The organism is Micromonospora sp. IBSANI012 (assembly GCF_052814045.1).
Map to the genome: position 1 here is coordinate 4,407,949 of NZ_CP199933.1, position 24,343 is coordinate 4,432,291.

The window sequence follows — 24,343 nt, forward strand, 5'->3', positions numbered from 1 at the left end:
GTGTCCGGGCCGGTGTCGGTGCCGCGGCCTAGGCTGACCGTCGTTCCCGGGCGAAGGGCGGCAGTGTGCGGTTGACCGGCGGCGAGGCGTTGGCGTTGCGGATGACCAGCCTGCTGCTGCGGCAGCACCCGCGCAGCCGGCCGCGGGACGTCGCCGGCGTGGTCGAGTGGTTCGGCGCGATGCAGGCGCAGGACGCGGCGAGCGGCCTGTGGTCGCTGGGCACCCGGCTGCCCGGGTGGACGGTGGCGGACGTGCGGGCGGCGCTGGACCGCCGGGAGGCGTTGCGGACCTGGCCGATGCGGGGCACCGTGCACCTCGTACCTGCGCGGGACGCCCGCTGGATGCTCGAGGTGACCGGCGTGCGGGCGCTGAGCGGCGCGGCGGCCCGCCGGGCCGCGCTCGGCCTCACCGAGGCCGACGCCGATCGGGCGGCCGACGTGCTCGGCGCCGCGCTGGCCGGCGGCGGCCGGCTCACCCGCGCGGAGTGCCTGGCCACCCTGGCCGCCGCCGGCATCGATCCCGCCGGCCAGCGCGGCTACCACCTGCTCTGGTACGCCAGCCAGCGCGGCGTCACCTGCATCGCCCCCCACGTCGGGACCGAGCAGACCTTCGCCCTGCTCGACGAGTGGGCGCCCGAGGCGCGCCGCCCCGAGCGCGACGAGGCGCTCGGTCTGCTGGCGCTGCGATACTTCCGGTCCCACGGGCCGACCACCCGACAGGACTTCGCCGGCTGGACGGGGCTGACCGCGGCCGACGCCCGGCGGGGCATCGCGGTGGCCGGCGACGACCTGGCCACAGTGGAGGTGGACGGGGTGCCGGCCGTGCTCGACGCGGCGCTGCTCGACGCGCCCCGCACCGTGCGCGACGACGTGCTGGCGCTGCCCGGGTTCGACGAGTACCTGCTCGGCTACAAGGACCGCACGCTGATGCTCGACCCGGCGCACCGGCAGGCCGTGGTCCCCGGCGGCAACGGCGTCTTCCAGTCCACGATCGTGCGCGGCGGCCGCGTGGTCGGCACCTGGAAGCGCACCATCGGCCGGGCCCGGGTCACCGTGACCGTGCGGCAGCTGACCCCGTTCGACGACTCGATGCGCGGCCGGGTCGAGGCGGCCCTCATCCGGTACGCCGACTTCCTCGGCCTGCCCCTTCACCACTCCTGGTGACCCCGGCTCCGCGCGACCCGCCTCGTCACGATCCGTAACCCGGCTGGCCTCCACCCGCGGCCGACGTCGGCCGCCCAGCCGCCCGCCACCTCCTGACCTGCCAAGACGCCGAACGCCTTCCCCACCCCGCCACCCTCCCCTCGCACGCTTTGCTCTGCTGCCCTCCCGGCAACAGGCACGGACGGTCACTGTTGCGGGGGCGGCAGCAGAGCAAAGCGTGCGGCGTGGGTGTCGGGCGGCGAACCAATGTGACGGTCGGTGACGACGCTGAGGTCGGGTAGGTGCTCCGGGACTGGGCCGGGCCCAGGGCCGCAGACCCGCAGGCCGCAGACCGGGGCCGGGCGGCCGCAGACCGGGGGCCGAGCGGTCGCAGACCGGGGGCCGAGCGGTCGCAGACCGGGGGCCGAGCGGTCGCAGACCGGGGGCCGAGCGGTCGCAGACCGGGGGCCGAGCGGTCGCAGACCGGGGGCCGAGCGGCCGCAGACCGGGATTGGGGGCCGGAGGCGGCGGCAAGGCCGGGGCTGGGGGCCGTGGGCAGGGGCTGGAGCGGCAACGCGAGAGGGGCCGGTGGGTGTCACACCCACCGGCCCCTCGGCGACGACCGTCAGTCGGCCAGCGCGCCCGCGGCACGGCCCTCGTGCAGGGTCAGGTTGCGCCCGCTGGACGGGTCGAACAGGTGGATCTTCTCCAGGTTGAACCAGACCCGGCGGGTCGTGGCCTCCGTCACCGGGGACTCGGCCGACAGGCGGGTGACCAGGCTGGCCCCGGTGCCGGTGAAGTCGGCGGCGCCGGCGTCGGCGGCCAGCTCTTCCAGCTCGGCGGCGCTGGCCCGCTCCCCCTCGACGGTGAAGTAGACGTACTTGTCCGAGCCCATCGACTCGACGATGTCCACCGGCGCCTCGAACTCCATGCCCCGGCGGCGGGTCTCGTCGTCGACCAGCTCGGCGTCCTCGAAGTGCTCGGGACGGATGCCGAGGATCAGCTCGCGGGGAGCGTCGGCCCCTTCGAGCTGCCGGCGGACCCGGTCGCCGATCGGCACGTCGCCGAGCGCCGTCCGCAGGGTGCCGTCGGAGACCGCCGCGTGCAGGAAGTTCATCGACGGCGAGCCGATGAAACCGGCGACGAAGAGGTTGCGGGGGTGGTCGTAGAGCTCCTGCGGCGGGCCGACCTGCTGCACCGCGCCGCCCCGCATGATCACCACCCGGTCGCCGAGGGTCATCGCCTCGGTCTGGTCGTGGGTGACGTACACGGTGGTGGTGCCGAGCTGCTTCTGCAGCCGGGACACCACGGTGCGCATCTGCACCCGCAGTTTGGCGTCCAGGTTGGACAGCGGCTCGTCCATCAGGAACGCCTTGGGCTGGCGGACGATGGCCCGCCCCATCGCCACCCGCTGGCGCTGGCCGCCGGAGAGGTTGGCCGGCCTGCGGTCCAGCAGCGCGGTCAGCTCCAGGACCTTGGCCGCCTCGTCCACCTTCTGGTTGATGGTCTCCTTGTCCAGCTTCTGCAGCCGCAGCGGGAAGGCCATGTTCTCCCGGACGGTCATGTTCGGGTAGAGCGCGTACGACTGGAACACCATCGCGATGTCCCGGTCCCGGGGCGCCTTGTCGTTCACCCGCTGCCCGGCGATGCGCAGCTCGCCGGAGCTGATGTCCTCCAACCCGGCGATCATGTTGAGCGTGGTGGACTTCCCGCAGCCGGAGGGGCCGACCAGGATGACGAACTCGCCGTCGGCGATCTCCAGATCGACGTCCTGCACCGCCACGGTCCCATCCGGGAACCGCTTGCTCACCTTGTCGAGCACGATGTCAGCCACGACTACCACCTATCCCTTGACTGCGCCGGAGGTCAGTCCGGAGACGATGCGGCGCTGGAAGAAGAGCACGAACAGGATGATCGGAATGGTGATCACCACGGCGGCGGCGCAGATCGCCCCGGTGGGATCCTCGAACTGCGACTCGCCGGTGAAGAACGACAGCGCCACCGGCACCGTGCGGGCCCGCTCGGTGGAGGTGAGCGTGATCGCGAAGAGGAAGTCGTTCCAGCAGAAGATGAAGACCAGGATCGCCGTGGTGAACAGGCCCGGCGCGGCCAGCGGGGCGATCACCCGCCGGAACGCCTGGCCCTGGGTGGCGCCGTCCATCTTCGCCGCCTTCTCCAGGTCCCACGGGATCTGCTTGAAGAACGCCGACAGCGTGTAGATCGCCAGCGGCAGCGCGAAGGTGATGTACGGCAGGATCAGGCCCGGCCAGGTGTCGAAGAGGCCGAGCTGCCGCTCGATCTCGAACAGCGGCGACACCAGCGACACCTGCGGGAACATCGCGATCAGCAGGGAGACGCCGACCAGCAGCTTCTTACCGGGGAAGTCCAGCCGCGAGATCGCGTACGCGGCCATCGCCCCGAGCACCACCGCGACCAGCGTGGCGATCAGCGCGATGCCGATCGAGTTGACCAGCGCCCGGACGAACTGGTCGGTGTCGAAGATCGTCCGGTAGTTGTCCAGCGTCCACTCGCGGGGGATGAACTTGCCGTCGGTGAGGGTGGCCGGGGTCTTGAACGACAGCGAGGCGATCCAGAGCACTGGGATCAGCGCGAAGACGACGACGACGACGTCCAGCAGACCCCAGCGCAGCTTCGCCCGGGTGGTGGTTTCGGCCATGTCAGCGCCTCTCCCCGTCGTCGCTGCCCGGGGCAGCGGTACCGAACAGCTTCACGAAGACGAAGGCGATGATCGCCACGGTGAGGAAGATCAGCACCGACATCGTCGAACCGATGCCGAGGTTGAGGCCCCGGATCAGGTTGTTGTAGGCGAGCATCGACACCGAGGAGGTCTCGTTGCCGCCCGCCGTCAGCACGAAGATGTTGTCGAAGACCCGGAACGCGTCCAGGGTGCGGAACAGCAGCGCGACCAGGATCGCCGGCTTCATCACCGGCAGCATCACCTTGGTGAACCGCTGCCAGGCGGTCGCCCCGTCGGTGGAGGCGGCCTTGAGCAGGTCCTCCGGGACCAGCGCCAGCCCGGCCATCAGCAGCAGGGCCATGAACGGGGTGGTCTTCCAGATCTCGGCCAGCATGATGATCGCCAGCGAGCTGGCCCGCTCGGTCAGCGGCGCGCTGCCGTCGAAGAGGTTGGCCAGGTAGCCGGTGCCGGGCGTCCAGGCGTACCGCCAGGAGAAGGCGGCCACCACCGTGACAATGCCGTACGGGATCAGCGCGGCGGTGCGGACGATGCCCCGGCCGACCAGCGTCCGGTGCATGATCAGCGCCAGCCCCATGCCGAGCACCAGCTCGACCGCGACGGTGACCACCGTGATCAGCATCGTAACGCCGAACGCGGTCCACCAGAACTCGTTGGTCAGCACGGTGACGTAGTTCTCCAGCCCGATGAACTCGCGCTGGTCGGGGAAGCGCAGGTCGAAGCGCTGCAGCGACAGCCAGACCGAGTAGATGATCGGGTAGGCGGTCACCAGCAGCATGACCAGCGCGGCCGGGGCGCAGAGCAGCCAGCCCAGCCGGCGCTCGGCCTTCTTGTTCTCGCTCAGCGGGGTCTTCGCCCGGCGGCCGGCCCGCTGGGCGGGCACCGCCGCGTGCCGGCCGGTGGTCCGCTCGGCCTCGGCCGCGACCTCCGCCCCGGTGGGAGTGGCGTTGATGCTCATGCCGTCACCTCCGGACGGTCGCCGCCACCGGTCGGCCGGCGGCGCTGGGTTCGCTTGGTCACGGCAGGACCCCCTTGGACTGCAGGGCGTCGGAGATCGCGTCGCGCAACTCGTCCGCCGTCCGGTCCGGCTGGATCGCCGACGGCGGCGACAGGATCGCCGACATCACCGTGGAGATGCTCTGGTACGCCGGGGTCAGCGGTCGGACCGCCGGCTCCTTGAGCTCGTCGAGGATGGTCTCCTTCATCGGGTACGCCTCGGCCATCTCCGGGTCGTCGTAGACCTTCTCGATGGTCGGCGGCACGCCGTCGTTGATGGCGGAGAACTTCTGGTTCTTCTCGTTGCGGATGCACCTGGCCGCCTCGAAGGACTCCGTCGGGTGCTTCGAGTAGGCACTGACCGCCATGTTCACCCCGCCGATGGTGACCTTGCTCGGGGTGTTCGCGTCGATGCCCGGCACCCGGGCCCACTTGACCTTCTTGGCCAGCTCCGGGTCCGCCTCCTGCAACGCCGGGTAGACGAAGGGCCAGTTGACCTGGAAGGCGCCGCCGCCGGCCTGGAACTCCAGCCGTACCGGGTCCTCGGTGGCGTTGCTGAACGACGGCGAGGCCACGCCCGACGTGGCGAAGCGCTTGAGCTGGTCCAGCGCCTTGACCGTCCCGTCGTCCATCACGGCCTGCTTGCCGTCGTCGCTGAGGATCTTTCCGCCCGCGCTCTCGGCCAGGGTGTTGTAGAGGACGACCAGTCCCTCGTACTGGGCGCCCATGGTGAGGACCTGGTACGGCTTGCCCTGTCCCTTGAGGTCCTGGGCTGCCTTGATCATGTCGTCCCAGCTGGTCGGGGCCTGCGGCACCAGGTCACTGCGGTACCAGAGCAGCTGCACGTTGGTGTTCTTCGGGGCGGCGTAGAGCTTGCCCTCGTACCGGGCGGTCTCCAGCGGGCCGGTCAGCGTGCCCTGCTCCACCTCGGTCTTGTCCTGGCCGGTCCACTCGCGGATCCAGTCGGCGCTGGCGAACTCCTGGGTCCAGGTGACGTCGAGGCCGAGCACGTCCATCCCGGTGTCCTGCGCGGCCAGCCGACGGACCATCTGCACGCGCTGGTCGTCGGCCTGCCGCGGCAGCACCCGGTAGGCGATCCGGTAACGCCCCTGTGCCTGGGCGTTGCAGTCGTCGACCACCTTCTGGAGGTTCTGCTCCGGCGGGTAGTACAGGTTGATCGTGGGCGTACCGCCGCTGCCGCCATCGGAGCCGCACGCCGCCAGTGGCGCGACCAGCGCCAGCGCGGCGGCCGCCGCCCCGAGCCGGACGCCCGGACGGCGCCGATGTCGGATCGCTTCGGGGTCTGTCGTCATCGCCCTCCCCCTTTCTTCGGCGAGAGACCGGGGGAAGGCCCGTGCCCCGGCGCACGGCGAGACGGCCCGGGCGATGGGCGGCGGAATCGCGCCAAGTCCGGGCGTTTCGTGCGCCCACAGTGCCCGACCCGCGACACCGCGAAACCTCAGCGTGACGATGCGCATTGTCCGGGGGCGCGGGTGGGGTAGATCACCGCGGTGCGGGTCCATCGGCCCCGCCGTAGGCTCGGCCGATGGATGCGACCTTCTTCTTCGACCCCGCCTGCCCGTGGACCTGGCGTACCTCACGCTGGCTGGTGCGGGTCGCCGAGGCCCGCGGGCTCAGCGTCGAGTGGCGGGCGTTCAGCCTGGCGATCCTCAACGAAGGCAACGTCCCGCCGCAGTTCGCCGACGTGCTGACCGCGTCGAGCCGGGCGCTGCGGCTGGTGGAGGCGCTGCGCGCCCAGGGCCGCCCCGAGGCCGTCGCCCGCTTCTACGCCGAGCTCGGCGCGCGCACCCACGACGCGGGCAACCCGCTCGCCGCGTCGATCGTGACCGCGGCCGTCGACGCGGCCGGGCTGGGCGAGGCGGCGCCGGCCCTCGACGACGAGCGCTGGGACGACGCGGTACGCGAGTCGCACGCCCTGGCGTACGCCTCGGCGGGCCCGGACATCGGCGCGCCGGTGCTGATGGTGCCGGGCGCGGAGCGCGGCATCCACGGGCCGATCCTGACCGAGGTGCCCGAGCTCGACGACGCGCTGACCATCTGGGACTCGCTTCTGCCGCTGCTGCGGATGCCGGCCTTCCACGAGGTCAAGCGCGGCCGCCGCTGACCTCCCCCGGCCCCCGGCTGACTGCTCACGGTTTGCGGCGTGTCGCGGTGTCCCGCTCGCGAAAGACCGCGACACGCCGCAAACCGGGTGGATCATGACGGTGGGCGGGCGGCCCGCGGCGGGGCGGCGTGATGTCGGGCCCGGCGGGCATGATGGCCGGATGATCGCGCGCTTCAAGGACCTCTGCATGGACGCCGCCGACCCCCGCTCGCTGGCCGGGTTCTGGGCCCGGATCCTCGGTGGCGAGGTGGTCGACACCGGCGACGGCGACTTCCGGGTCGACCCGCGGCCGGGCGGGGCCGGGCCGGAGTCGATCTGGGTCAACCGGGTGCCCGAGCCGCGTACCGGCAAGACCCGGGTCCACCTGGACCTGCGACTGGCCGACGCCGACCCGGCCGCGCTGCTGGCCGCGGGTGCCCGGCTGGTGCGGGAGCCCGACGCCGAGATCAGCTGGTGGGTGCTCGCCGACCCCGAGGGCAACCAGTTCTGCGCGTTCGCGCCGCGCGAGGGCAGGCGGCCCGGGCCGTTCGAGCTGGTGGTGGACAGCGCCGACCCGACCGCCCAGGCCACCTGGTGGGCGGGCGTGGTGGGCGGTCGGGTGAAGACCACGGCTGAGGGTCACGCCTCGGTGGTCGGCGCGGCCGGCTTCCCCTGGGACTACTGGGTCTTCGACCCGGTGCCGGAGCGCAAGCGCGTCAAGAACCGGGTGCACTGGGACGTCGACCTGACCGGCCCGGACGCCACCGCGCTGATCGCCGCCGGGGCGACGCTGCTGCGCGAGCCCGACGAGACGGTCGGCTGGTGGGTGCTCGCCGACCCGGAGGGCAACGAGTTCTGCGCCTTCGCTCCGCGCCGGCCGGCCTGACCGGCGGGCGTTCCCAGCAGGTGGACGCGGCGGGGCTACCCCGCGCCCGCCCGGTCGACTAGCGTCAGGTGAGCTTCACCAGCCAGCGCGTCGCCGTCGAAGTCGATACGCCTCCGGCCGACCCCAGCCCGCCCGATCGGTTGGTTCTCGCGCGAACTTCCCTCCGCCGGTCCACCGGTTGGGCAGGATCGTCCCCACGAGGAGGTGCCGTCGTGCAGGACACCCGCGCTCTCGCCCTGACGTTCGAGGTGAGCGGCCTGCCACCGGTCAAGACCGAGGCGCTGTCCCTCTTCGCCGCCGGACACCGGCAGGCGACGAGGGTCCGCGCCCTGCTCCAGGCGGCCTGCGCCGCGGCCCAGCGCACCGGCTGGACGCCGCTGGCCGGGCCCGTCGAGGTCGACCTGATCCTGCGCTGCCCGCCGGGGCACCGCACCTCGGACGCCAGCACCCTGCTCGGCGGGGTGTGCGCGGTGCTCCAGGACAAGAAGCGGGTCGCCAACATCGGGCTCGCCCATCTCGGCGTCCTGGTCGACGTCGCGCTCTACGACGACGACCGGCAGATTCGGCGGCTGTCGTACGCGGAGGAGCCCGCGGAGGACTTCTCGTACCAGGTCCGGGTGGCCGCCGTACCGGCCGGGGTTTGACCGACGACCGCGGTGGGGTACCGCGGACGCCGACGAAGGGAGCGCCGATGTCGGAGCCACATGTCACGCTCGATCCGAGCGGGCTCGACCCTGTGCAGCAGAAGCTGCGCGGCCCGCTGGAGGATCAGCTGACCTCGGCCCTGCAGGCGGCCACCGAACGGGTCCGCGCCAGCTACGCGGGCGAGCCGGTCGAGCAGGTCTGCCAGCGGCTGCTCGACGAGACCCGCGCCGGGCTGCACCCGGACATCGCGGCCGGGTTCAACCCGGACATGGACGAGTTCTGCCGGGTGGCGGTGGCCATCGTGCGAGGCGGAGTCTCCTGAGGCCCCGTCACGCCGCCATCCGGCTCATCCGGCCGCCCGCCGTCAACGGTGTCGCCGCGAGTTCGGCCACGTAGTCGTCGACCAGTGCGGGCAGCCGGTACCCGGCCCGCTCGTCCCGGGACACGAGGTGCGCGTCGACCAGGTCCTCGAGCGCACGCCACACGCGCTCGGCCGAGACGCCGAGCCGCGCCGCCGTACGGTCGGGGGCGGCTGCCGCCTCGGGCGTTTCCCCCAGCAGGGCGAGGATCCGGCCGGCCACCTCGTCCCCGGAGCGGACCGCGGCGACGCCAGCCGCCAGGCTCGCCCGCACCGACTGGTCGCCGAACGCCAGCAGGTCCAGCCGGGCCCGCGCGTCACGCGCCTGCCCGATCAGGACGCCGATCGCCAGCTTCGGGTGGCTCGCCAACCGCAGCGCGGTGATTCGCAGGGCCAGCACCGAGCCGGCGCAGAGCCGGATCAGTCCGGCGGTGGCGGCGGGCTCCGCGTCCAGCCGGTCGGCCCCGACGTGCGCGGCGAGCAGCGCCCACGCGCCGGTGGCGGACAGCGGACGCAGCCCGACCGGAGCGACGCCGTCGAGCTCGTGCAGCCGCCGCTGGCCGACGACGATCAGAGCCGGGCCGGGCCCGGCCGGAATGAGCGGTCGCACCTGTTCGGCCCCGGTCACCCCGTCGACCACCAGCAGCATGCGCCGGCCGGCGACCCGGGAGCGGTACCACCCGGCCCGCTCGTCCACGTCTCCCGGCACCTCGGCGGCGGGCACCCCCAGTGCGCGCAGCACCCGGCCCAGTACCTCGCCGGCCGTCATCGACGGTCGGCGCCCGAGGTCGACGAAGACCTGACCGTCCGGGAACTCGGTGGCCACCGCGTGCGCCGCGCGTACCGCAAGCGCCGTCTTCCCACTGCCTGCCGGCCCACTCACGACCACGGCGGCCGGCGTCCCGCCACGCACGGCCGCGACCACGTCGGCCAACTCCTGGGTACGCCCGACGAAGGTGGTCAGGTTGGCCGGCAGTTCCCTGGGTACGACGGGTGCGTTGCCGCGCCCCCCGCTTTCCGGCCCGGCCGAGGTGCGGGCGGTGTGCGTCGTTTCGAGGGAGCGGTCAAGCACAGCCCGGTGCAGCGCCGCGAGCTCCTCCCCCGGTTCGACGCCCAGGTGTTCGTCGAGCACCGCGCGAGCCTCCCGATACGCGGTCAGACACGCCGGCACGTCCCCGCACCGGTAGAGGGCGAGCATCAACTGACCCCAGGCACGTTCGCGCAGCGGGTGCGCGGCGAGATGGCGGCGCAGGTCGCCGAGCAGGTCGCCATGTTCCCCGACGGCCAGACGCGCCTGCGCCCACTCCTCGAACACCTGGAGGCGCTGCTCCTCCATGCTGGCCCAGTGACCGTCCAGAAGCGGCCCCGGCGGCAGACCGTCACCGGCCGGTCCGCGCCAAAGATCGAGTGCAGCGGTCAGCGTGGCGACCGCCGCACGGTGTTTCCCGGCCGCCAGGTCGGCCCGGCCCTTGCTGGCCAGCCGCTGGAACCGGTCGACGTCCAATTCCTCGCCGGCCAGGCACAGCTCGTAGGCGTTGGATCGGGCGAGCAACCGGTCACCCAGCACCCGGCGCAGCCCCATTGCGTGCGACCGCAGGTTGGCCACCGCGGACGGCGGGGGCACGTCGCCCCAGGCCACCTTGGACAGACGGTTCAGCGACACCGGCCGGTTGGCACCGAGCGCCAGGGCGGTGAGGACGGCCCGCCGCTTCGCCGCCCCCGGCGTGACGTCGGCACCCTCGACGAACAGTTGCATCCTGCCGAGTAGCCTGAGCTCCACCTGCATGTTGCCGCTCCCCCGTTAAGCCTTTGAGCGCGCTCAGGCTAAGTGCCTGTTGTGGACAGCAGCAAGACACATCGAGGGATGAGAATAGTGACGAGTCTCAACGCGTCACAACGGCGTGTCGATGTAACAAAGTTTCTGACTGGAGCGCTCCGCCTACCGGATCCGTTGAACGCCTCGCTCCCGAATTGAAAACTTACTACTTGTGAAGGAAGTGGCCGAGCCGAGCGCGGAGCCTCCGGCCAGGTGATCTCGCCATACTTCTGTTTAGCAGTGGCCGCCGAGGCGGAAACCCACCTCGGCGGCCACCCTTGACCCCGATTCCGTCAGCGCCGGCTGAACAAACTCCGGCGGCCCGTCGAACCCGAGACCCGATTGCTCGTCACGTCAGCATCATCGCCAACCTCGGATTCGATGCCGCTGATGCACGTGCATCAGTCCCACCACCACCAATCAAACAAGCGGCCCCCAATGGTCCCGGATTTACCCTCGGTATAGCCGCCCCCGACCCCGATGCCAACCCCACCGCTGACCGTATTTACTGGTTGGTTCCAAGCCCCGGGGCCAGCTGAATACTGGACATTCCCAACTTTCCCCACGCTGCCCTGCCAGTAATCAGATGAGCCGATCTGGTCGTGGATAGCTCCATCGGAAGCCACGCCGCTAATACCCACACCGAAACCACCGTTAGCGCCAACATCCCCTTGCAGTGAGTAGGTCCAACCCACACCCTGGCCGTCACCCACGATGCAGGCCTGTTCCCCGGCACCGAGAGCGGCCGCGACACTACCATTGACGCAGAGACCATACATACGGATGCCAGCGATGTCCGGATGTGGCTGCAGCGTCCAGGTCTCTCCCGGCGGCGTGTAGCCCGGGTTGTTTCGATCGGCCTCCAGCGCCATCAGGCAGCGGTCCGGCGGCATGTTCTTACAGAGGTTCCGCTTGTCCTGCTCATGCTGCTGCAACGCGACCAGGCACGAGTCGAGGCTCACGTTTCCGCATTCGGGGGACGGTCCGGGCTCGTAGGGACCACCACCTGGCAGATCGCCCTCGTCGGGGATCTGTGACGCAGAACGAAGATCGACCACCTGCCCTGCTTCATTCTCGTACAGCCGGCACGCATCGTCACCGCACACACGGTGGCCGTCAACTTCGACCATGCTGATCGGGTTTCCGCCGCCGAAGGCGTAGCGGTTGCCGGTCCACGGGTTGAGGCCGAGGTTCATGTCGGCCATGGCACCGTTGTAGTTGTCCCGGGTGAGGAAGCGGTTGAGGCTGGGACTGTAGTCGCGGAAACCCATGTCGTACGAGTCGGAGGCCTGGTCCCACCGCTTCGCGTTGAACCGGTAGGCGTTGTACGGCTCCTTGGTCGGGTCCGCGGCGTCCGGCTTGTCGATACCGGTGAACTCGGCCTCGTTGTCCTTGCCGTACGCGGTGTAGCCGTACGTGGCCTTCGTGTTGCCGGTCTCGTCGGTCAGCTGCTCGACGTCGGTGTGCGGGTTGTACCCGTAGTACGCCTCCTCCTCGGTCCCATCGTCCTTGTGGGTGACCTGCGACAGCCGCTGGCCCCAGGGCGAGTACTGGTAGGACTTGGTGAGCTTGTCGGCCACCTCCTCGTCCAGTACCTCCGACGACAGCCCTAGGTAGTTGAAGGTGGTCGTCTTCTCCTTCGTCCCGCCGGCGTCGGTCGTCTTCGTCGTCGTCCGGTCCAGCGGGTCGTAGGTGTACTCGGTGACCGTCGTGCCGGTGCCGCTCTTCTTGCGGTTCTCGAGGATGTGGTCGAACCCGTCGTAGACGTTGCGCTCGATCACCTCGCCTGCGGCGGTCACCGTGTCCAGCCGGCCGAACGGGTCGTAGTTGTACGAGGCCGTCGCCCCACCCGTCGTCGCGGTCAGCAGCCGGTTGCGGTCGTAGTTGAAGGTGGTCGTGGCACCCTTGATCGCCTGGCTGATGACGTTGTTGTTGGCGTCGTGCACGTAGGTTTCCGTGTCGGCGCCGTCACCCGTCCTGACCAGCTGAGCGAGGCGGTCCCGAGGGTCGTAGGTGTAGTCGCTGGTGGTGTTCAGATACGCCGCGTTGTTGTCGGCGTTCATCTTTTTCGCCGCGTCCCGTGCGCGGTTGCCGTTCAGGTCGTAGGTGAAGGTGTGCTCGGACACCAACGTCCCGTTCGACTTCTTCTCAACCTGGGTCTTCAGCAGCCCGTCGAGGTAGTACGTGTAGTCGACGGTGTTGCCGTTGCCCTTGACCTCCTTCAGCTTTTCGGCCCGGTCCGTGTAGGTGAAGGTGGTGGTCTTCTTGTCCGGATCGTCGGCGGACTTGCCGTTGATCACCGCCGACACCAGGTCACGCTCGTCGTAGCCGTAGCTGGCGTACTGCCGCTCGTGGCTGGTGGTCCGCAGGGCGCTGTTCTCGTTGTAGGTGAAGGTGGTGGTGTTCGTCGGCGTCTCCGACTTGCTCTCGGTGACCGTCTGCACCTGGTTCAGTTCGGTGTAGTCGACCGAGTACGTGTCGACCCGGGCGTTGGGCGACGAGTCGGTGATCCTCTTGAGGTTGCCGTTCGGGTCGTAGCGGTAGGTGTAGTTGACCCTCTCGTCGTCGACCTCGCCGGTGTTGTCCCGGACCAGCTTCACCGCGTCGGCGACGACGGTGCCGTTGGCCTGGTCGGACAGCGACACCTTGCGGGTGTTGCCCTCGGTGAAGCTGTACGAGCCGAGGCTCACCCAGGTGCCGGTGTCGGTGGTCTGGTTGACCGTCTTCTCCGTGTCGCCGCCGCCGTGACTGACCGTGTACTTCGCGTTGGTCGCGGCACCGGAGACCTGCGGGTAGCGGGCGAACACCTCGTACGTGCCGGCCTGCGGCACGTTCAGCTTCCAGGTGAAGGTGTTCGTGCCGGTCCCCGCCGGCCGGGTGGCGTAGTTGGGGCCGACCTTCCCCGTCGCCGAGGTCGCGGCCGTCCAGGTCCCGGCAGTCGTGACGTTGTTGAAGTCGGAGTTGTCGACCAGCACCACGTGCCGTCCGACCGGCACCCCGCTGTCGGAGCGGGACGCCAGCTTGCCGTCGGGGAAGTACGACCACGTCATCGTCCGGTTGGACGACCCCCCGTCGGGATCCTCGCCGGCCGGGGTGAGCGTCCGCTCGGTCTGGGCGCCCAGCTTGTTGTAGTCGTAGGTGGTCAGGATGTCCCACGGGTCGCGGCTGGTCTTCGTCCAGCCGTTGTCGAAGTAGGTGTAGTGGGTGTCGTTGCGGACCGACTCGCCCGCCGACGGCGGCGAGCTGAGGATCTTCAGCCGGCCCACGTCGTCGTACTCGTAGGTCGTGACGTCCGCGGTCTTGTAACGGGCGTCCTGCTCGTCGTAGGCGGTGCGGGTCTCCTTCACCCGGTTCAGCTCGTCGTAGACGGTGACCGTGGCGAAGTCGTCCGGGTCGTCGGGCGTGTTCACGCCCCGCGGGCTGGTCACCTTGGTGCGGTTGCCGACCTCGTCGTACTGGTACTGCGTGATGCGGTAGGTGATGGTGCCGTTGTCGTTCTTGTGCGGCACCTTGACCTGCTCCGGCATGCCCCGCGGGTCGGGGATGGTCTCGGTGGTGTTGCCGAGCTGGTCGGTCGTGGTTCTCACGACACCATCGCGGTCGTACGTGGTGCTGGTGAACTTGCCCAGGGCGTCGGTGACCTTCTTGACCCGGTGGGCCTTGTCGTGCTCGTAGACGGTGGTGTAGTCGTCGGTCGCGCTGGTGGCGTTCTTGCGCGGGTCGACGACCTTCTTGACGTTGCCGACGTTGTCGTACTCGTACGAGATCTTCTGGCTCTTGGCGTTGACGACCGCGGTGAGCTGGTAGATCTCGTCGTAGTGGTTGGTGGTGACATAGTCCCCGGGCACCTCGGGCGTCAGGTTGCCCCACGGCTCGGTGACGGTCTTGAGGTTGCCGACCTTGTCGTAGGTGAACGAGGTCTTCCGCTGCGGGTCGCCCTCCTCGTCGACCGGTGCCAGCGTGAACTCCACCTGGTCGGCCGCGTCGTACTGGGCTTCGGTGAAGGCGCCGTTCGGGGCGAAGGACTTCAGGACGTTGTCGTTGGCGTCGTACGTCGGTGCCGGGGTGACGATGAACTCGCCGTCGTTCTGGTCCTTCGGGACCCGGTTCTCCCGCGGACGTCCGAACGTGTCGTACGTCTGCGTGGTCTCCTTGCCGTACGCGTCGGTGACCTTGGTGACCTGGCCGCGCAGGTCGTAGACGAACGTCGTCTCCTTAGTCTTCGCGTCGATGATCTTCTGCGGGTAGCCGTTCGCGTCGAAGAGGTCGTTCTTGGTGGTGTTGCCGTTGGCGTCGGTCGCCGTCAGCATCTGCCCGAACGCGTCGTACGTGTAAGAGGTCTTGTAGTCCTCCGGGTCGGACGTGGTGTTGCCCTTCGGGTCGACCACCCAGGAGAGGTCACCGTCGTTCTCGTAGCCGAAGGTCCACTTTCGCCGTTCCGGGCTGAGTTTCTCGACCAGGTCGGCGACGTACCCGTTCAGCTGGAACTGGTACTTCAGCTCCGTTCCCGGGGTGCCGTTGGCGACCGCCTCGGCGTCCTTGATCAGCGTCGGGTAGCCGGTCTTGGCGTCGTAGACCCAGGTCGATGTGGCGCCGTTGTCCTCGATGAGCGTGGTGACGTTGTGGTCGTCATCCCACCCCAGCGTGGTTTTCTGCTGCTTGGCGTTGGTCGTCTCGATCGGCCGGCCGAAGACGTCCATCAGGTACTTGGTTTCGCGGAGTTCGGCGTCCCTGACCGTGGTCAGGATGTTGTCCGTCGCGTCCGGGTCGGCGTACGTGAAGGTGGTGAGGCGTTCGTCGGTGTGCCGATCGTCGTAGGACTTCGTCCTCCAGTGCCACTTCGGGTCGTCGCCCGCCTGGGGGTAGTAGTACGCCAGCTTGGTGGAGTGATTCCGTGGGTCGGTGACCTGCACCATCTTGACGTTCTTGTTCCCCTGCGTGGCGTCGTAGCGGAACTGGAACTTCTTCTCCAGGCCCATCTCGCCGCTGGAGCCGACGCCGTCGATGAGCTGGGCGAGCAGCCCCTTGTCGGTGTAGGCGAAGGTCAGCTTCCGGCCGGAGATGTCAGTGATCTGTGAGACGTGGTCGATGATGTGCGGGTTGGTGAGGTTAGTCCCGGACCTCGGCAGCCAGTCCGTGTCGTCGATGTAGTCGTAGTCCTGGCCCTTGGCGTAGTAGTCGATGGTCAGGGTGGTCCGCCCGGCCGGGTCGGTGATGTACCGGAGGAACTTGGTCGGCTTGTTGTTCGACCGGCGCTCCTCGTAGGTGAACACCATCTCGTTCTCGTTGTTGTCCACCACGCTGGTGAGGAAACCCTCGCAGTCGTAGTAGAACCGCGTCCGGTCCGGCTTGGTCAGCAGCCAGGCCCGCCGCTCCTGAGTGTTGGGCTTGCAGTCCAGGCTGGTGACCTTCTGCAGGTAGAGGTGGACACCCTTCGGGCTGATCCACTCCCCCGTCTGGTCATTGCGGGTGAACCGGTGGGCGGTGCCGTCACCGTCGGTCAGCGTGACCTTGGTCGGGTTCGGGTTGGGGTGGAAGTCCAGCGGGGTGCCCAGGCGCATCATCGACGACGCCTGCAGCGACCAGCCGTAGCCGGCCACCGAGTCGCTGGTGTCCAGCGAGTTGTACGCCAGCCGGACGAAGGTCGACAGGCCCCGCGACGGGTTGTTGAACGTGTTGTACGACCAGACGGTGTTGCCGGCGAACAGGTTGTTCATCACCGTGCCGCCGGCGCCGGTGTTCTTACCCGCGTAGGAGTAGAACTTCTCCAGGCCGAGCTGGTCGGAGGTGGGCTCCTCCACCGCGATGTCCTGCGCCAGCGCGCCGACGCCGGTCAGCTTGGTGCCGTCGGCCTTGCTCAGCTCCCACTTGAGGGTGTAGTTGTTGCGCCGGTTGCCGTCGGCGCCGGTTGCGGGGGCCTTCACCTGGGCGGTGACGTCCACGCTGCTGGTGCCGGTCTGGCCGATCGGCACCACGTCCACCGGCAGTGCCGTCCGCAGCGAGGTGCCCGCGGTCGGGACCGCCGTGCCGTCCGGCAGCGTCCAGCTGTACGACAGCGCCCAGTCGCTCTTGAGCCAGGTGGCGGACGTCGTGTTGGCGATGGTGACCGGGACGCTGTAGGTGCCGTCGGTGGTCATGGTCGACGGGGTGGTCGGCGCGTAGTAGGTCTGCGCGGCGTCCGGCTGGGTGTAGATCACCTGCAGCTGCGGGCGCAGCGCCTCGGTGCCCTCACTGGAGGTGAAGAGGCTGTGGCCCTTGAGCCGGCCTGGCTCGTCGGTGTACTTGACCAGGAAGCCGTTGTTGGTGGTCGGGTTGCTGATCCAGTTCTGGGCGGCGTCCTTGACCGCCCAGCGCCGCCACTGCGGCGCGTCGTCCACGCCGAAGTTGGCCAGCGAGCTGGCGGGCGTGGCGGAGTAATCACCGCCGGCGGTGGTCCAGTTGGTGGTGCTGGTGGCCTTCACCCAGGTCGCGGCCGTCGGGTCGAACGCCTTGTTGAGGGTGTGCACCGAGTAGCTGGACTGCTGGGATGTGCCGATGACGGTGCTGAAGCCCCACAGGTTCAGCGAGCCGGACAGCACTTTCGCATTCGCCGGGATGGACGAGGTGTCGAAGCGCAGCAGCGACCGGGCGGAGTTGTAATCGACGGAGTTGTTGCCCGCCATCAGCTGCGTCTTGCCATTCAAGGTGTTGAGGTTGGTGGTCTGCTTGTCGGGGTGGGAGGAGAGGGTCACGTCGGCGGCGGCCTGGATGGTCTGCACCACCTGCCCGGATTTCGGCAGCTTGGCCGTTACTGCGGTGGACGGGACGACAGCTCCGCCGGTGGTCTTGACCGCCACCTGGTAGTAGTAGGTCGGCCCGTACGGGTCGGTAGCCGCGGTGGGCGTGGCGGTGGTGTCGGTGAACGACGTGACCGCCTTACTCACCGGCGCGACCAGGGTGGCCGCCGTCGGGGTGAAGTTCGGGGTGGTCGACCGGTGCACCTGGTACTCGGTGATGTCCGTGCCCTGGTACCCCGACCAGCGCAGCGCGGCACCCGTCGGGTAGAGGTTGCGCGGGGTGTCGACGACCACGCCCGGGTTGCCGTAGGTGACGATCAGCTTGGGAGCATTCTCGGTCTCGCCGCCGTAGGCGTTCTCCGCCGCCTGGTAGCGGGGGCCGCCGTGGCCGAGCCGGGCCTCGTCCACCGCCTTGACCATGAAGCCGTTGTTGGTGCCCGAGCCGTTGACCCACTTCTGCACCAGGTTGGTCGCGGCGAAGGAGTGCCAGACGTTGGCTTCCTTGGCCCGCATCAGACCGCCGGACTTGGTCAGCCGCACCGCGTCGGCGATCACCGGGGTGGTGCTGTTCGTGTTGGCGTCGCTGAGCATGACCCGGCCGGTGGTGCCGGCCTTGAACGGGTACTGGCCGAGGCTGGCCCAGTCGGCGTTGGCCGGCAGCTTCTGGTTGATCGTCTTCGAACCGACGCCACCGTCGTGGGTGACGGTGTACTGCGCCTTGTCGGTCCGGTCATTGGCCGGAAGGTAGTGGGCCTCCACGGTGTACGTGCCGTCCTCCGGCACGGCCGGCACCCAGGTGTAGGTGTCCCCCGCGATGGTGTCCCTGTTGTACAGGTAGGTCAGCTTGATGGCGTCCTTGCTCAGGGTGGCGTTGTCCGAGACCGGCCAGGCGCCCTTGGCCGCGACCTTGGCGGTGTCGGTGTCGTCGACCATCTCCACGGTCGCCGCGCCGGAGCCCATGGCGTCCTTGACCTGGGTCCAGTTGACCGTGGACTCGTCCCACGCCGTGGTGACCTCCCGGACCTCGATCGGCACGTCGTACGCGTCCGTGGTGTGGGTGGTGTCGTAGTACATCTGCAGCGAGGCGGAATCGATCGTCGTGTTCGCCGGAATCGAGGCCAGGTTGAACTTGACCAGGCCGCGCGCCGCCCCGAAGTTGGTGGTGCCGACCGACAGGTGCCAGCCGGTGCCGTAGTTGGAGCTCGGGCCATCGGAGACGACCATCGCGTCCTGCGCCCCGGCTTGGTTGTCCGGCTGGACCTTGATGGTCGGGTCGACAGTTACCGGGTACACCCGCTTCGGATCGGCCAGCCAACCCTTGTCCGCCGCCACGTCGATCGCCCACCGGCCGCCGTCGGCCCGCAGGGTCTGCGTCACCTTCGTGCTGTAGGCGAAGCCGTACGGCGAGGACTTGTCGGCCTTGGCGTCGTACATGAACGGCGCCGGCATCACCAGCAGCACCCGGTTGTCCGACGGCGACCGGAACTCGATCGAACCGTCCTTGCCCTGCGCGACCTTCAGCGTGCCCGCGTCGAGGGTGAACCTCATCGCCGCCGCGGCGGACGGGGCGCGCAGCACCAGCCGCTCCTTCAGCGAGGTGGCGGTCACGTCGTACGCCAGGTCCACGCCCTCGGCGATGCCGGGGTAGGTGACGGTGTGGCCGTTCAGCACCGGCTTGAGCGCGCGCGGCGCGCCGGCCAGGCCGAGGGTGACCTGCTGGCCGTCCAGCTCGAACCGGGTCAGCGCGGTGGTTGAATCACCGAAGCGGCTGGTGAAGGTGTTGGTGGTGTTCGCTGCGGCGAACCCGCCGGCTTTCGAGGGCGAGACCGTCGTGTCGATCGGCTTCCAGGCGCCCTTGGCGTCCTGGTAGAACTGCGGCGTCGCCGACACCTCCGCCTGCAGGCGGCCGTCCGACATCTTGTACACCCGGGTGGTCGCCGACCGGCGACCGGTCAGCTCCTTGACCCGCTTCGCGGGCTGCTTCCGCACACCGGCCGGGAGCTTCTGCTCCACGTAGAGCCCGGCGCGGACCGCCTCCGCCGGCGCTTTCGCGGCCCCGCCGCCGACCAGGCCGCGGGCGGCCTTGCCGAGCCGGGTCAGGATGTCGTCGTCACCGGCCGAGGCGGTGGCCGCCGGGTTCGGTTGGTACTGGCGGAGTGTCTCCATTCCGCCGAGCGTCGCCACCAGGGCCAGCACCAGGGCCACGATCAGCGGCCCTCGCAGTCTCTGTCTCACCCGTAACTCCCCGAGGTCAGGTATTCACATGTAGGTAGGAAGCTAGGGACACGGCATACATCAGCGGCTATCGTTTGGATACTTGGCCGCGGTACTGCCGGCGGGCGGGCCGGGGCGCGCACGGCGATTCCGCCGTTCGCGGGCACACTGAACGGCGCTGGCGCCCGGGGGTCACCCCCGGACGCCACCACGGCCTTCGTGAATCAGGACGTCAGATCACGCCGTGGTCTGGCGGATCCAGTCGGCGAGCCGGTCGACCCGCTGCGTGGTCTCCCCCTGCGAGTGCGGGCAGGCCGGCCCGTCCGACTCGATCGAGACCAGGGTCTGTGTGCCGTCCGCGTTCTCGCGGAAGTACGGCGCGCCGGAGTCCCACAGGCAGGCGCTGGTGTCCGCGGCCGGCGCGTAGCCGACGGCCATGAGGGAGGAGCCGGCGACCCGGTTGATCTTGACCTGGCCGCCCTGCAGGAGCTGGTCGGGGTGGCGTTTACCGAACTGGTGGCGCCGGCATCACCAGCAGGACTCGGTTGTCCGGCGGGGACCGGAACTCGATCGAACCATCCTTACGCTGAGCCACCGCCAGGGTGCGCGCGTCCAGGGTGAACGCGAACGTCGAAACGGCGGCGGCGCTGCGCAGCAACATCCGCTCCTTCATCGACGTCGCCGTCACCTCGTACGACAACTCGACGCCGTCGACAATGCCGGCGTACGTGACCGTGTCACCCTTCACCGTCGGCGTCACCCGCCGCGGCGCGCCAGCCAGGCCGAGGGTCACCTGCTGCCCGTCGAGCTCGAAGCGGGCCAGCGTGGCCGTCGAGGCAGGCACATACATCGACAGCTATCTTTTTGATACATCACAGCGGGTACAACGCACCCCTTTTGCCCGCCGCACAGCACTACGCCGGTGGTGTCCGGGCGCTGCCCGGACACCACCGGCGTCAGTGGAGATATGAGGTCAGACGGCGGTCTGCCGGATCCAGTCGGCGAGCCAGTCGACCCGTTCGGTGGTCTCCTCCCGCGAGTGCGGGCACGCCGGCCCGTCCGACTCGACCGACACCAGCGTTTGGGTCCCGTTGGCATTCTCCACAAAGTACGGCGCGCCGGAGTCCCAGAGACAGGCGCTGGTGTTCGCCGCCGGCGCATAGCCGACGACCATGACTGAGGCCCCGGAAACTCGGTTGATCTTGAACTGGCCGGTCTGCAGGCGAGTGGTCGGGGTGGCATTGACGGAGCTGGTGGCGCCCCAGCCGGTCATCCGCACGATCGTGCCGGTCTTCGGCGCGGTGGCGCTGACCGGGAGCGGCGTGATGTCGGTGATCGGGGTGGCCAGCTTGGCGAGCGCCACGTCCTGCCGGGACGCCTGACGGACCTCCACCACGTCGACCACGTACCCGGTGGTGGCGCTCAGGTCCGCTTGGCCGAGGGTCGCGGTGGTCGCGTACGGAACGGCGCCGCTGACCCGACGGCCGGCGGTGTCGTGGAAGCAGTGACCCGCGGTGATGATCCACTGCGGGGCGACGAGCGCCCCGGAACACGCGCTGTCGTAGGTGGTCCCGTCCGAGCGCGGGATGTTGGTCATGGTGAGCTTGGTGGAGAACCGGTACTGACCCTCGGCGACGTCGGTCCCGTTGGCCACGGCGTTGGCGGTGCCGGGGACGGTCAGCACGGCGGACAGGCCCATTACGGCGGTGGCGGCGCAGACCTGGAGGAGGCGCGCGATGCCGGACGAACGATTCATGCGGTGAAGGCTACGAATGGGTGATACTCCGCTGGCTATCGCCGGGCTACTCCGACGGGGACGGTGACCGGCCGCCGGGGACGGTTCAGGACCTTGTCCGCAACTCCCAGGCACCGCGTCGCAGGTCGGAGAACGGAAGGAGCCTCCGGCCGTTCGGCCGGAGGCTCCTGGTGGACCCGGAACCCGCTAGTAGCGGCCCAGGTTCTGCACCGGGCACATGACGATGCGCGGCGAGCGGGCCGGGTCGAGCCAGGTCAGCACCGAGACCAGGTTGGCGTGGGACATGCTCACGCAGCCCGCGGTGGCGTTGCCGCCGGAGGTGCTGTACTCGTGCAGGAAGATTCCGCTGCCCGCCCCGGCGACCGGCGTGGCCACGTTCGGCGGCATGTTGTACGTGATCACCGCGAAGTGGGTGTACGCCGGCGTCTCGGTCCACAGCGCCTCGCTGTAGCCGCCCGGGTTGGTGGCGGTGTGCTGGAACGTGTTGTACGCCGACGAGTTCGGGTTCTCGTTCCACCAGTCGTACTGCACCACCTGGTGGTACGGGTAGCGCACGCCGGGGTTGGTGCCGATGCCGTACATGGTCGGGCCGAACGAGTAGACCCCGGTGGGGGTGGTCGGCACGCCCTCCAGGTGGTTGTCGCTGAAGCCCTTCGAGCCGATCCGGGCCGGCAGCGGCGCCGACACCGCCACCCAGTGGCCGTTGACCTTGTGGAACGTCTCCAGGGTGGCGTAGGTGGTGCTGTAGCCGTCGCCGGTCACGACGACCACCTGCGTGGTCGCGGCGGGCAGGGTGGTCAACCGGGAGGCCCGGTTGGGCGGCGGGATCGGCTTCGCCCGGCCCGTCGTCGTCCCGACGGGGCCACCGGCGATAGGAGTTGGTTCCATTCGCCAGATGATCGCATCCCGGCCGCCTTTCCGGGGTCCCGGAAATGGTGACGGATCTCGTCGCACAATTTCGGCGGGTCGATGTAACGCGGGAGAGGCTCGCGACGCTTTCACTTTCCCGGGAGAAGCGGGAGCGGCGCGTAAACAGTTCTGGTGGCGGGTCAGGACCGGGTCCGCAACTCCCCGGCCCTGACCACCAGCCGTCCGGTGTGGTAGCGGAATCGCCGATGCGAGCACGGCGGGCGTGGCACGCCGCCCACGCCGGGCTCAGCACGGCGAGCCGGCCCGCCTGCACTCAGCTCCACGGTGCCCAACTACCGGACTTCGGTGCGTTCCCGACTCACCCCGAAGAGCCGTGAACGCGGGCCCAGGTTAGGCATCCGGCCGCCGCTCGGACAAGCATTCCGGGGCTCCGCCGAATGTGATTGATACCAATCCTGAAATGCGGCATGTCCGCGTAACGCGGCTACCCGGGTTGACGCTGTTTTTCCTCGAAGCGACCCGTCCGGCCAGGGGACGTCCGGCCGACCGAGAGCGCTCCCGCCGCGCCCGCGCCGGCGACGAGCGCGAGGGCCGCCAGGTGCAGCAGTCGGACCCCGGCGGGAGCGGGCACGGTGGCGGCCGGCAGCAGCGGCAGCACCGTCGCCCCGGCGGCGGTGACCGGCAGGGCCACTGCCCAGAAGACGGCGGGCCGCGCCGGCGGCGGAGGCGGTCGTACCCCTTGGAAGATCTCACCCCGGCGGGCCGCCCGCAGCGCCAGGGCGACCACCACGACGCCGCCGACGGCGGTGCTGACCAGGTCCGAGAAGAACCACCAGTACATGCCGGTGTGCGCGTGGAAGTCCTCGATCCCGACCAGGCGCAGCCAGCGCTCGGTGTGCGTGGCCCGGTCCCAGAGCACGTGACTGGCCGCGCCGATCAGCGCCGAGCAGACCGTGACCTGCCAGGGGTGCCGGACCGCGCCGAGGGCGGCGTGATCCCGCCAGGCGAAGAGCCGGTCGCCGGGCAGGTGCACCGCGATCCCGGCCACCGTGCGGCGGACGATCCAGGCGTAGGCCAGCGCGACGGGCAGGCCCCACCAGAGCACCCCGCCCGCGGTGTGGGTGTGCACGCCCAGCTCGATCCCGGTGCCGGTGAACAGGTAGGCGACGTCCGGCGACACCGCGCCGGTGGCCAGCGCGACCCCGTCGAACCAGCGCGGTCGCCACAGCTTGAGCGGCAGCACCGGCGCCAGGTGCGACGGGAACGTCAGGGGCACCTACCGGACGTTACCGGCCGCGCGCGCTCAGAAGTGCCGAAGCAGGTCGGTGAACTCCGTCAGGCGTAGCACGCCCTCGTCGGCCGGGTCGAGTTCATCGTGCTCCAGCACCCAGGTGTTGTCGTTCGGGATGAACACCGCGTTCATGCCCGCGGCCCGGGCCGGCAGGATGTCGGACTTCGGGGAGTTGCCGATCATCCAGGCGCGGGCCGGGTCGAAGCCGTGCTCGCGGGCCAGCCAGCGGTAGGTGTCGACGTCCTTCTCCATCACGATGTGCGCGGCGTCGAAGTGGTGCAGCAGCCCGCAGGCGTCGAGTTTGCGCTGCTGCTCCTCCCGGTCGCCCTTGGTCAGCAGCAGCAGGTCGTACCGGCCGGCGAGGGCGTCCAGGGTGTCGGCGACGCCGGGCATCAGCTCCACCTGGTGGGCGACGAGCGCGGCGGCCAGCTCGTCGATCTCCCGGCGCTCCCGCTCGGTGGCGGGCCGCTCGCGCAGCCGCTCCAGGCACTCGCCGAGGCTGCGCAGGAAGACCTTGCTGCCGTACCCGTGGGCCACTGCGTTAGCGCGTTCGATGTCGTCCAGCACCGCCCGGATCTGCGCCCGGTCCAGCGTCGGGTGCTCCAGCCAGTCCAGGAAGTCGTCGATCACCCGCTCGAAGACGACATTGTTCTCCCAGAGCGTGTCGTCGGCGTCGAAGACGAGCACCGCCGCGTCCCGGCGCTGTTCCATCGGTTCCCCTCCCGGTCTGGCGTCCGGGACACGCTACTGCGCACCGCCGGCGAAGGTCATCC

17 protein-coding genes are annotated in these 24,343 nt (G+C 69.7%); 5 read left to right on the forward strand and 12 right to left on the reverse strand.

The window, feature by feature from the left end; genetic code table 11:
• The first annotated feature begins 101 nt into the window (after positions 1-101).
• Positions 102-1,163 (forward strand): winged helix DNA-binding domain-containing protein, encoded by a 1,062-nt coding sequence (locus tag ACTWM8_RS20345; RefSeq protein ID WP_446214610.1) that lies wholly within the window; start codon positions 102-104, stop codon positions 1,161-1,163.
• A gap of 604 nt (positions 1,164-1,767) precedes the next feature.
• Here the strand turns inward: ACTWM8_RS20345 and ACTWM8_RS20350 are convergent.
• The 4 genes from ACTWM8_RS20350 to ACTWM8_RS20365 are packed head-to-tail and all read right to left on the reverse strand — an operon-like array spanning position 1,768 to position 6,167.
• Complete coding sequence (locus tag ACTWM8_RS20350; RefSeq protein WP_446210436.1) at positions 1,768-2,976, reverse strand: ABC transporter ATP-binding protein; 1,209 nt, start codon at positions 2,974-2,976, stop codon at positions 1,768-1,770.
• Between the two features lie 9 nt (positions 2,977-2,985).
• On the reverse strand, positions 2,986-3,819 hold the full coding sequence (locus ACTWM8_RS20355) for a carbohydrate ABC transporter permease (RefSeq protein WP_446210437.1): 834 nt from the start codon (positions 3,817-3,819) through the stop codon (positions 2,986-2,988).
• A 1-nt stretch (position 3,820) separates the two neighbouring features.
• Complete coding sequence (locus ACTWM8_RS20360; protein WP_238448191.1) at positions 3,821-4,816, reverse strand: carbohydrate ABC transporter permease; 996 nt, start codon at positions 4,814-4,816, stop codon at positions 3,821-3,823.
• Between the two features lie 58 nt (positions 4,817-4,874).
• Positions 4,875-6,167, reverse strand: coding sequence for an ABC transporter substrate-binding protein (locus tag ACTWM8_RS20365; RefSeq protein WP_446210438.1), 1,293 nt, complete (start codon positions 6,165-6,167; stop codon positions 4,875-4,877).
• Between the two features lie 233 nt (positions 6,168-6,400).
• Between ACTWM8_RS20365 and ACTWM8_RS20370 the strand changes: the two genes are divergently transcribed.
• From ACTWM8_RS20370 to ACTWM8_RS20385, 4 genes are all read left to right on the forward strand, one after another.
• Positions 6,401-6,979, forward strand: a complete 579-nt coding sequence (locus ACTWM8_RS20370; protein WP_446210439.1) for a mycothiol-dependent nitroreductase Rv2466c family protein — start codon at positions 6,401-6,403, stop codon at positions 6,977-6,979.
• Between the two features lie 160 nt (positions 6,980-7,139).
• Positions 7,140-7,844: a VOC family protein gene (locus ACTWM8_RS20375; RefSeq protein ID WP_446210440.1), complete on the forward strand. Its 705-nt coding sequence runs from the start codon at positions 7,140-7,142 to the stop codon at positions 7,842-7,844.
• Positions 7,845-8,056: 212 nt separating this feature from the next.
• Positions 8,057-8,488, forward strand: coding sequence for a hypothetical protein (locus tag ACTWM8_RS20380; RefSeq protein WP_446210441.1), 432 nt, complete (start codon positions 8,057-8,059; stop codon positions 8,486-8,488).
• Positions 8,489-8,535: 47 nt separating this feature from the next.
• On the forward strand, positions 8,536-8,811 hold the full coding sequence (locus tag ACTWM8_RS20385; RefSeq protein WP_446210442.1) for a hypothetical protein: 276 nt from the start codon (positions 8,536-8,538) through the stop codon (positions 8,809-8,811).
• 7 nt (positions 8,812-8,818) lie between these two features.
• Here ACTWM8_RS20385 and ACTWM8_RS20390 read toward each other — a convergent pair whose 3' ends face one another.
• The 8 genes from ACTWM8_RS20390 to ACTWM8_RS20425 all read right to left on the reverse strand — a co-directional run bounded on the left by ACTWM8_RS20390 (position 8,819) and on the right by ACTWM8_RS20425 (position 24,281).
• Complete coding sequence (locus ACTWM8_RS20390) at positions 8,819-10,633, reverse strand: BTAD domain-containing putative transcriptional regulator (protein WP_446210443.1); 1,815 nt, start codon at positions 10,631-10,633, stop codon at positions 8,819-8,821.
• Positions 10,634-11,064: 431 nt separating this feature from the next.
• On the reverse strand, positions 11,065-19,674 hold the full coding sequence (locus tag ACTWM8_RS20395; RefSeq protein WP_446210444.1) for a golvesin C-terminal-like domain-containing protein: 8,610 nt from the start codon (positions 19,672-19,674) through the stop codon (positions 11,065-11,067).
• Positions 19,675-19,890: 216 nt separating this feature from the next.
• Positions 19,891-20,091, reverse strand: coding sequence for a hypothetical protein (locus ACTWM8_RS20400; RefSeq protein WP_446210445.1), 201 nt, complete (start codon positions 20,089-20,091; stop codon positions 19,891-19,893).
• Between the two features lie 67 nt (positions 20,092-20,158).
• Positions 20,159-20,503, reverse strand: a complete 345-nt coding sequence (locus tag ACTWM8_RS20405) for a hypothetical protein (protein ID WP_446210446.1) — start codon at positions 20,501-20,503, stop codon at positions 20,159-20,161.
• 123 nt (positions 20,504-20,626) lie between these two features.
• Positions 20,627-21,409 carry a S1 family peptidase gene (locus ACTWM8_RS20410; RefSeq protein WP_446210447.1) on the reverse strand — a complete coding sequence of 261 codons (783 nt, stop codon included), beginning with the start codon at positions 21,407-21,409 and terminating at the stop codon, positions 20,627-20,629.
• A 186-nt stretch (positions 21,410-21,595) separates the two neighbouring features.
• The gene (locus tag ACTWM8_RS20415) at positions 21,596-22,297 is read right to left on the reverse strand and encodes a L,D-transpeptidase family protein (RefSeq protein WP_446210448.1); all 702 of its coding nucleotides are present in this window, start codon (positions 22,295-22,297) and stop codon (positions 21,596-21,598) included.
• Between the two features lie 466 nt (positions 22,298-22,763).
• Positions 22,764-23,555, reverse strand: coding sequence for a DUF4184 family protein (locus ACTWM8_RS20420; protein ID WP_446210449.1), 792 nt, complete (start codon positions 23,553-23,555; stop codon positions 22,764-22,766).
• 27 nt (positions 23,556-23,582) lie between these two features.
• Positions 23,583-24,281 carry an HAD family hydrolase gene (locus ACTWM8_RS20425; RefSeq protein WP_446210450.1) on the reverse strand — a complete coding sequence of 233 codons (699 nt, stop codon included), beginning with the start codon at positions 24,279-24,281 and terminating at the stop codon, positions 23,583-23,585.
• Positions 24,282-24,343: the final 62 nt, after the last annotated feature.

Bases quoted from the DNA above. Each gene is read 5' to 3' on its own strand.
- ACTWM8_RS20415 (WP_446210448.1), bottom strand. From the start codon at position 22,297: ATGGAACCAACTCCTATCGCCGGTGGCCCCGTCGGGACGACGACGGGC.
- ACTWM8_RS20400 (WP_446210445.1), bottom strand. From the start codon at position 20,091: ATGGCCGTCGGCTACGCGCCGGCCGCGGACACCAGCGCCTGCCTGTGG.
- ACTWM8_RS20370 (WP_446210439.1), top strand. From the start codon at position 6,401: ATGGATGCGACCTTCTTCTTCGACCCCGCCTGCCCGTGGACCTGGCGT.
- ACTWM8_RS20405 (WP_446210446.1), bottom strand. From the start codon at position 20,503: ATGTATGTGCCTGCCTCGACGGCCACGCTGGCCCGCTTCGAGCTCGAC.
- ACTWM8_RS20355 (WP_446210437.1), bottom strand. From the start codon at position 3,819: ATGGCCGAAACCACCACCCGGGCGAAGCTGCGCTGGGGTCTGCTGGAC.
- ACTWM8_RS20390 (WP_446210443.1), bottom strand. From the start codon at position 10,633: ATGCAGGTGGAGCTCAGGCTACTCGGCAGGATGCAACTGTTCGTCGAG.
- ACTWM8_RS20360 (WP_238448191.1), bottom strand. From the start codon at position 4,816: ATGAGCATCAACGCCACTCCCACCGGGGCGGAGGTCGCGGCCGAGGCC.
- ACTWM8_RS20410 (WP_446210447.1), bottom strand. From the start codon at position 21,409: ATGAATCGTTCGTCCGGCATCGCGCGCCTCCTCCAGGTCTGCGCCGCC.
- ACTWM8_RS20365 (WP_446210438.1), bottom strand. From the start codon at position 6,167: ATGACGACAGACCCCGAAGCGATCCGACATCGGCGCCGTCCGGGCGTC.
- ACTWM8_RS20425 (WP_446210450.1), bottom strand. From the start codon at position 24,281: ATGGAACAGCGCCGGGACGCGGCGGTGCTCGTCTTCGACGCCGACGAC.
- ACTWM8_RS20345 (WP_446214610.1), top strand. From the start codon at position 102: ATGACCAGCCTGCTGCTGCGGCAGCACCCGCGCAGCCGGCCGCGGGAC.
- ACTWM8_RS20385 (WP_446210442.1), top strand. From the start codon at position 8,536: ATGTCGGAGCCACATGTCACGCTCGATCCGAGCGGGCTCGACCCTGTG.
- ACTWM8_RS20375 (WP_446210440.1), top strand. From the start codon at position 7,140: ATGATCGCGCGCTTCAAGGACCTCTGCATGGACGCCGCCGACCCCCGC.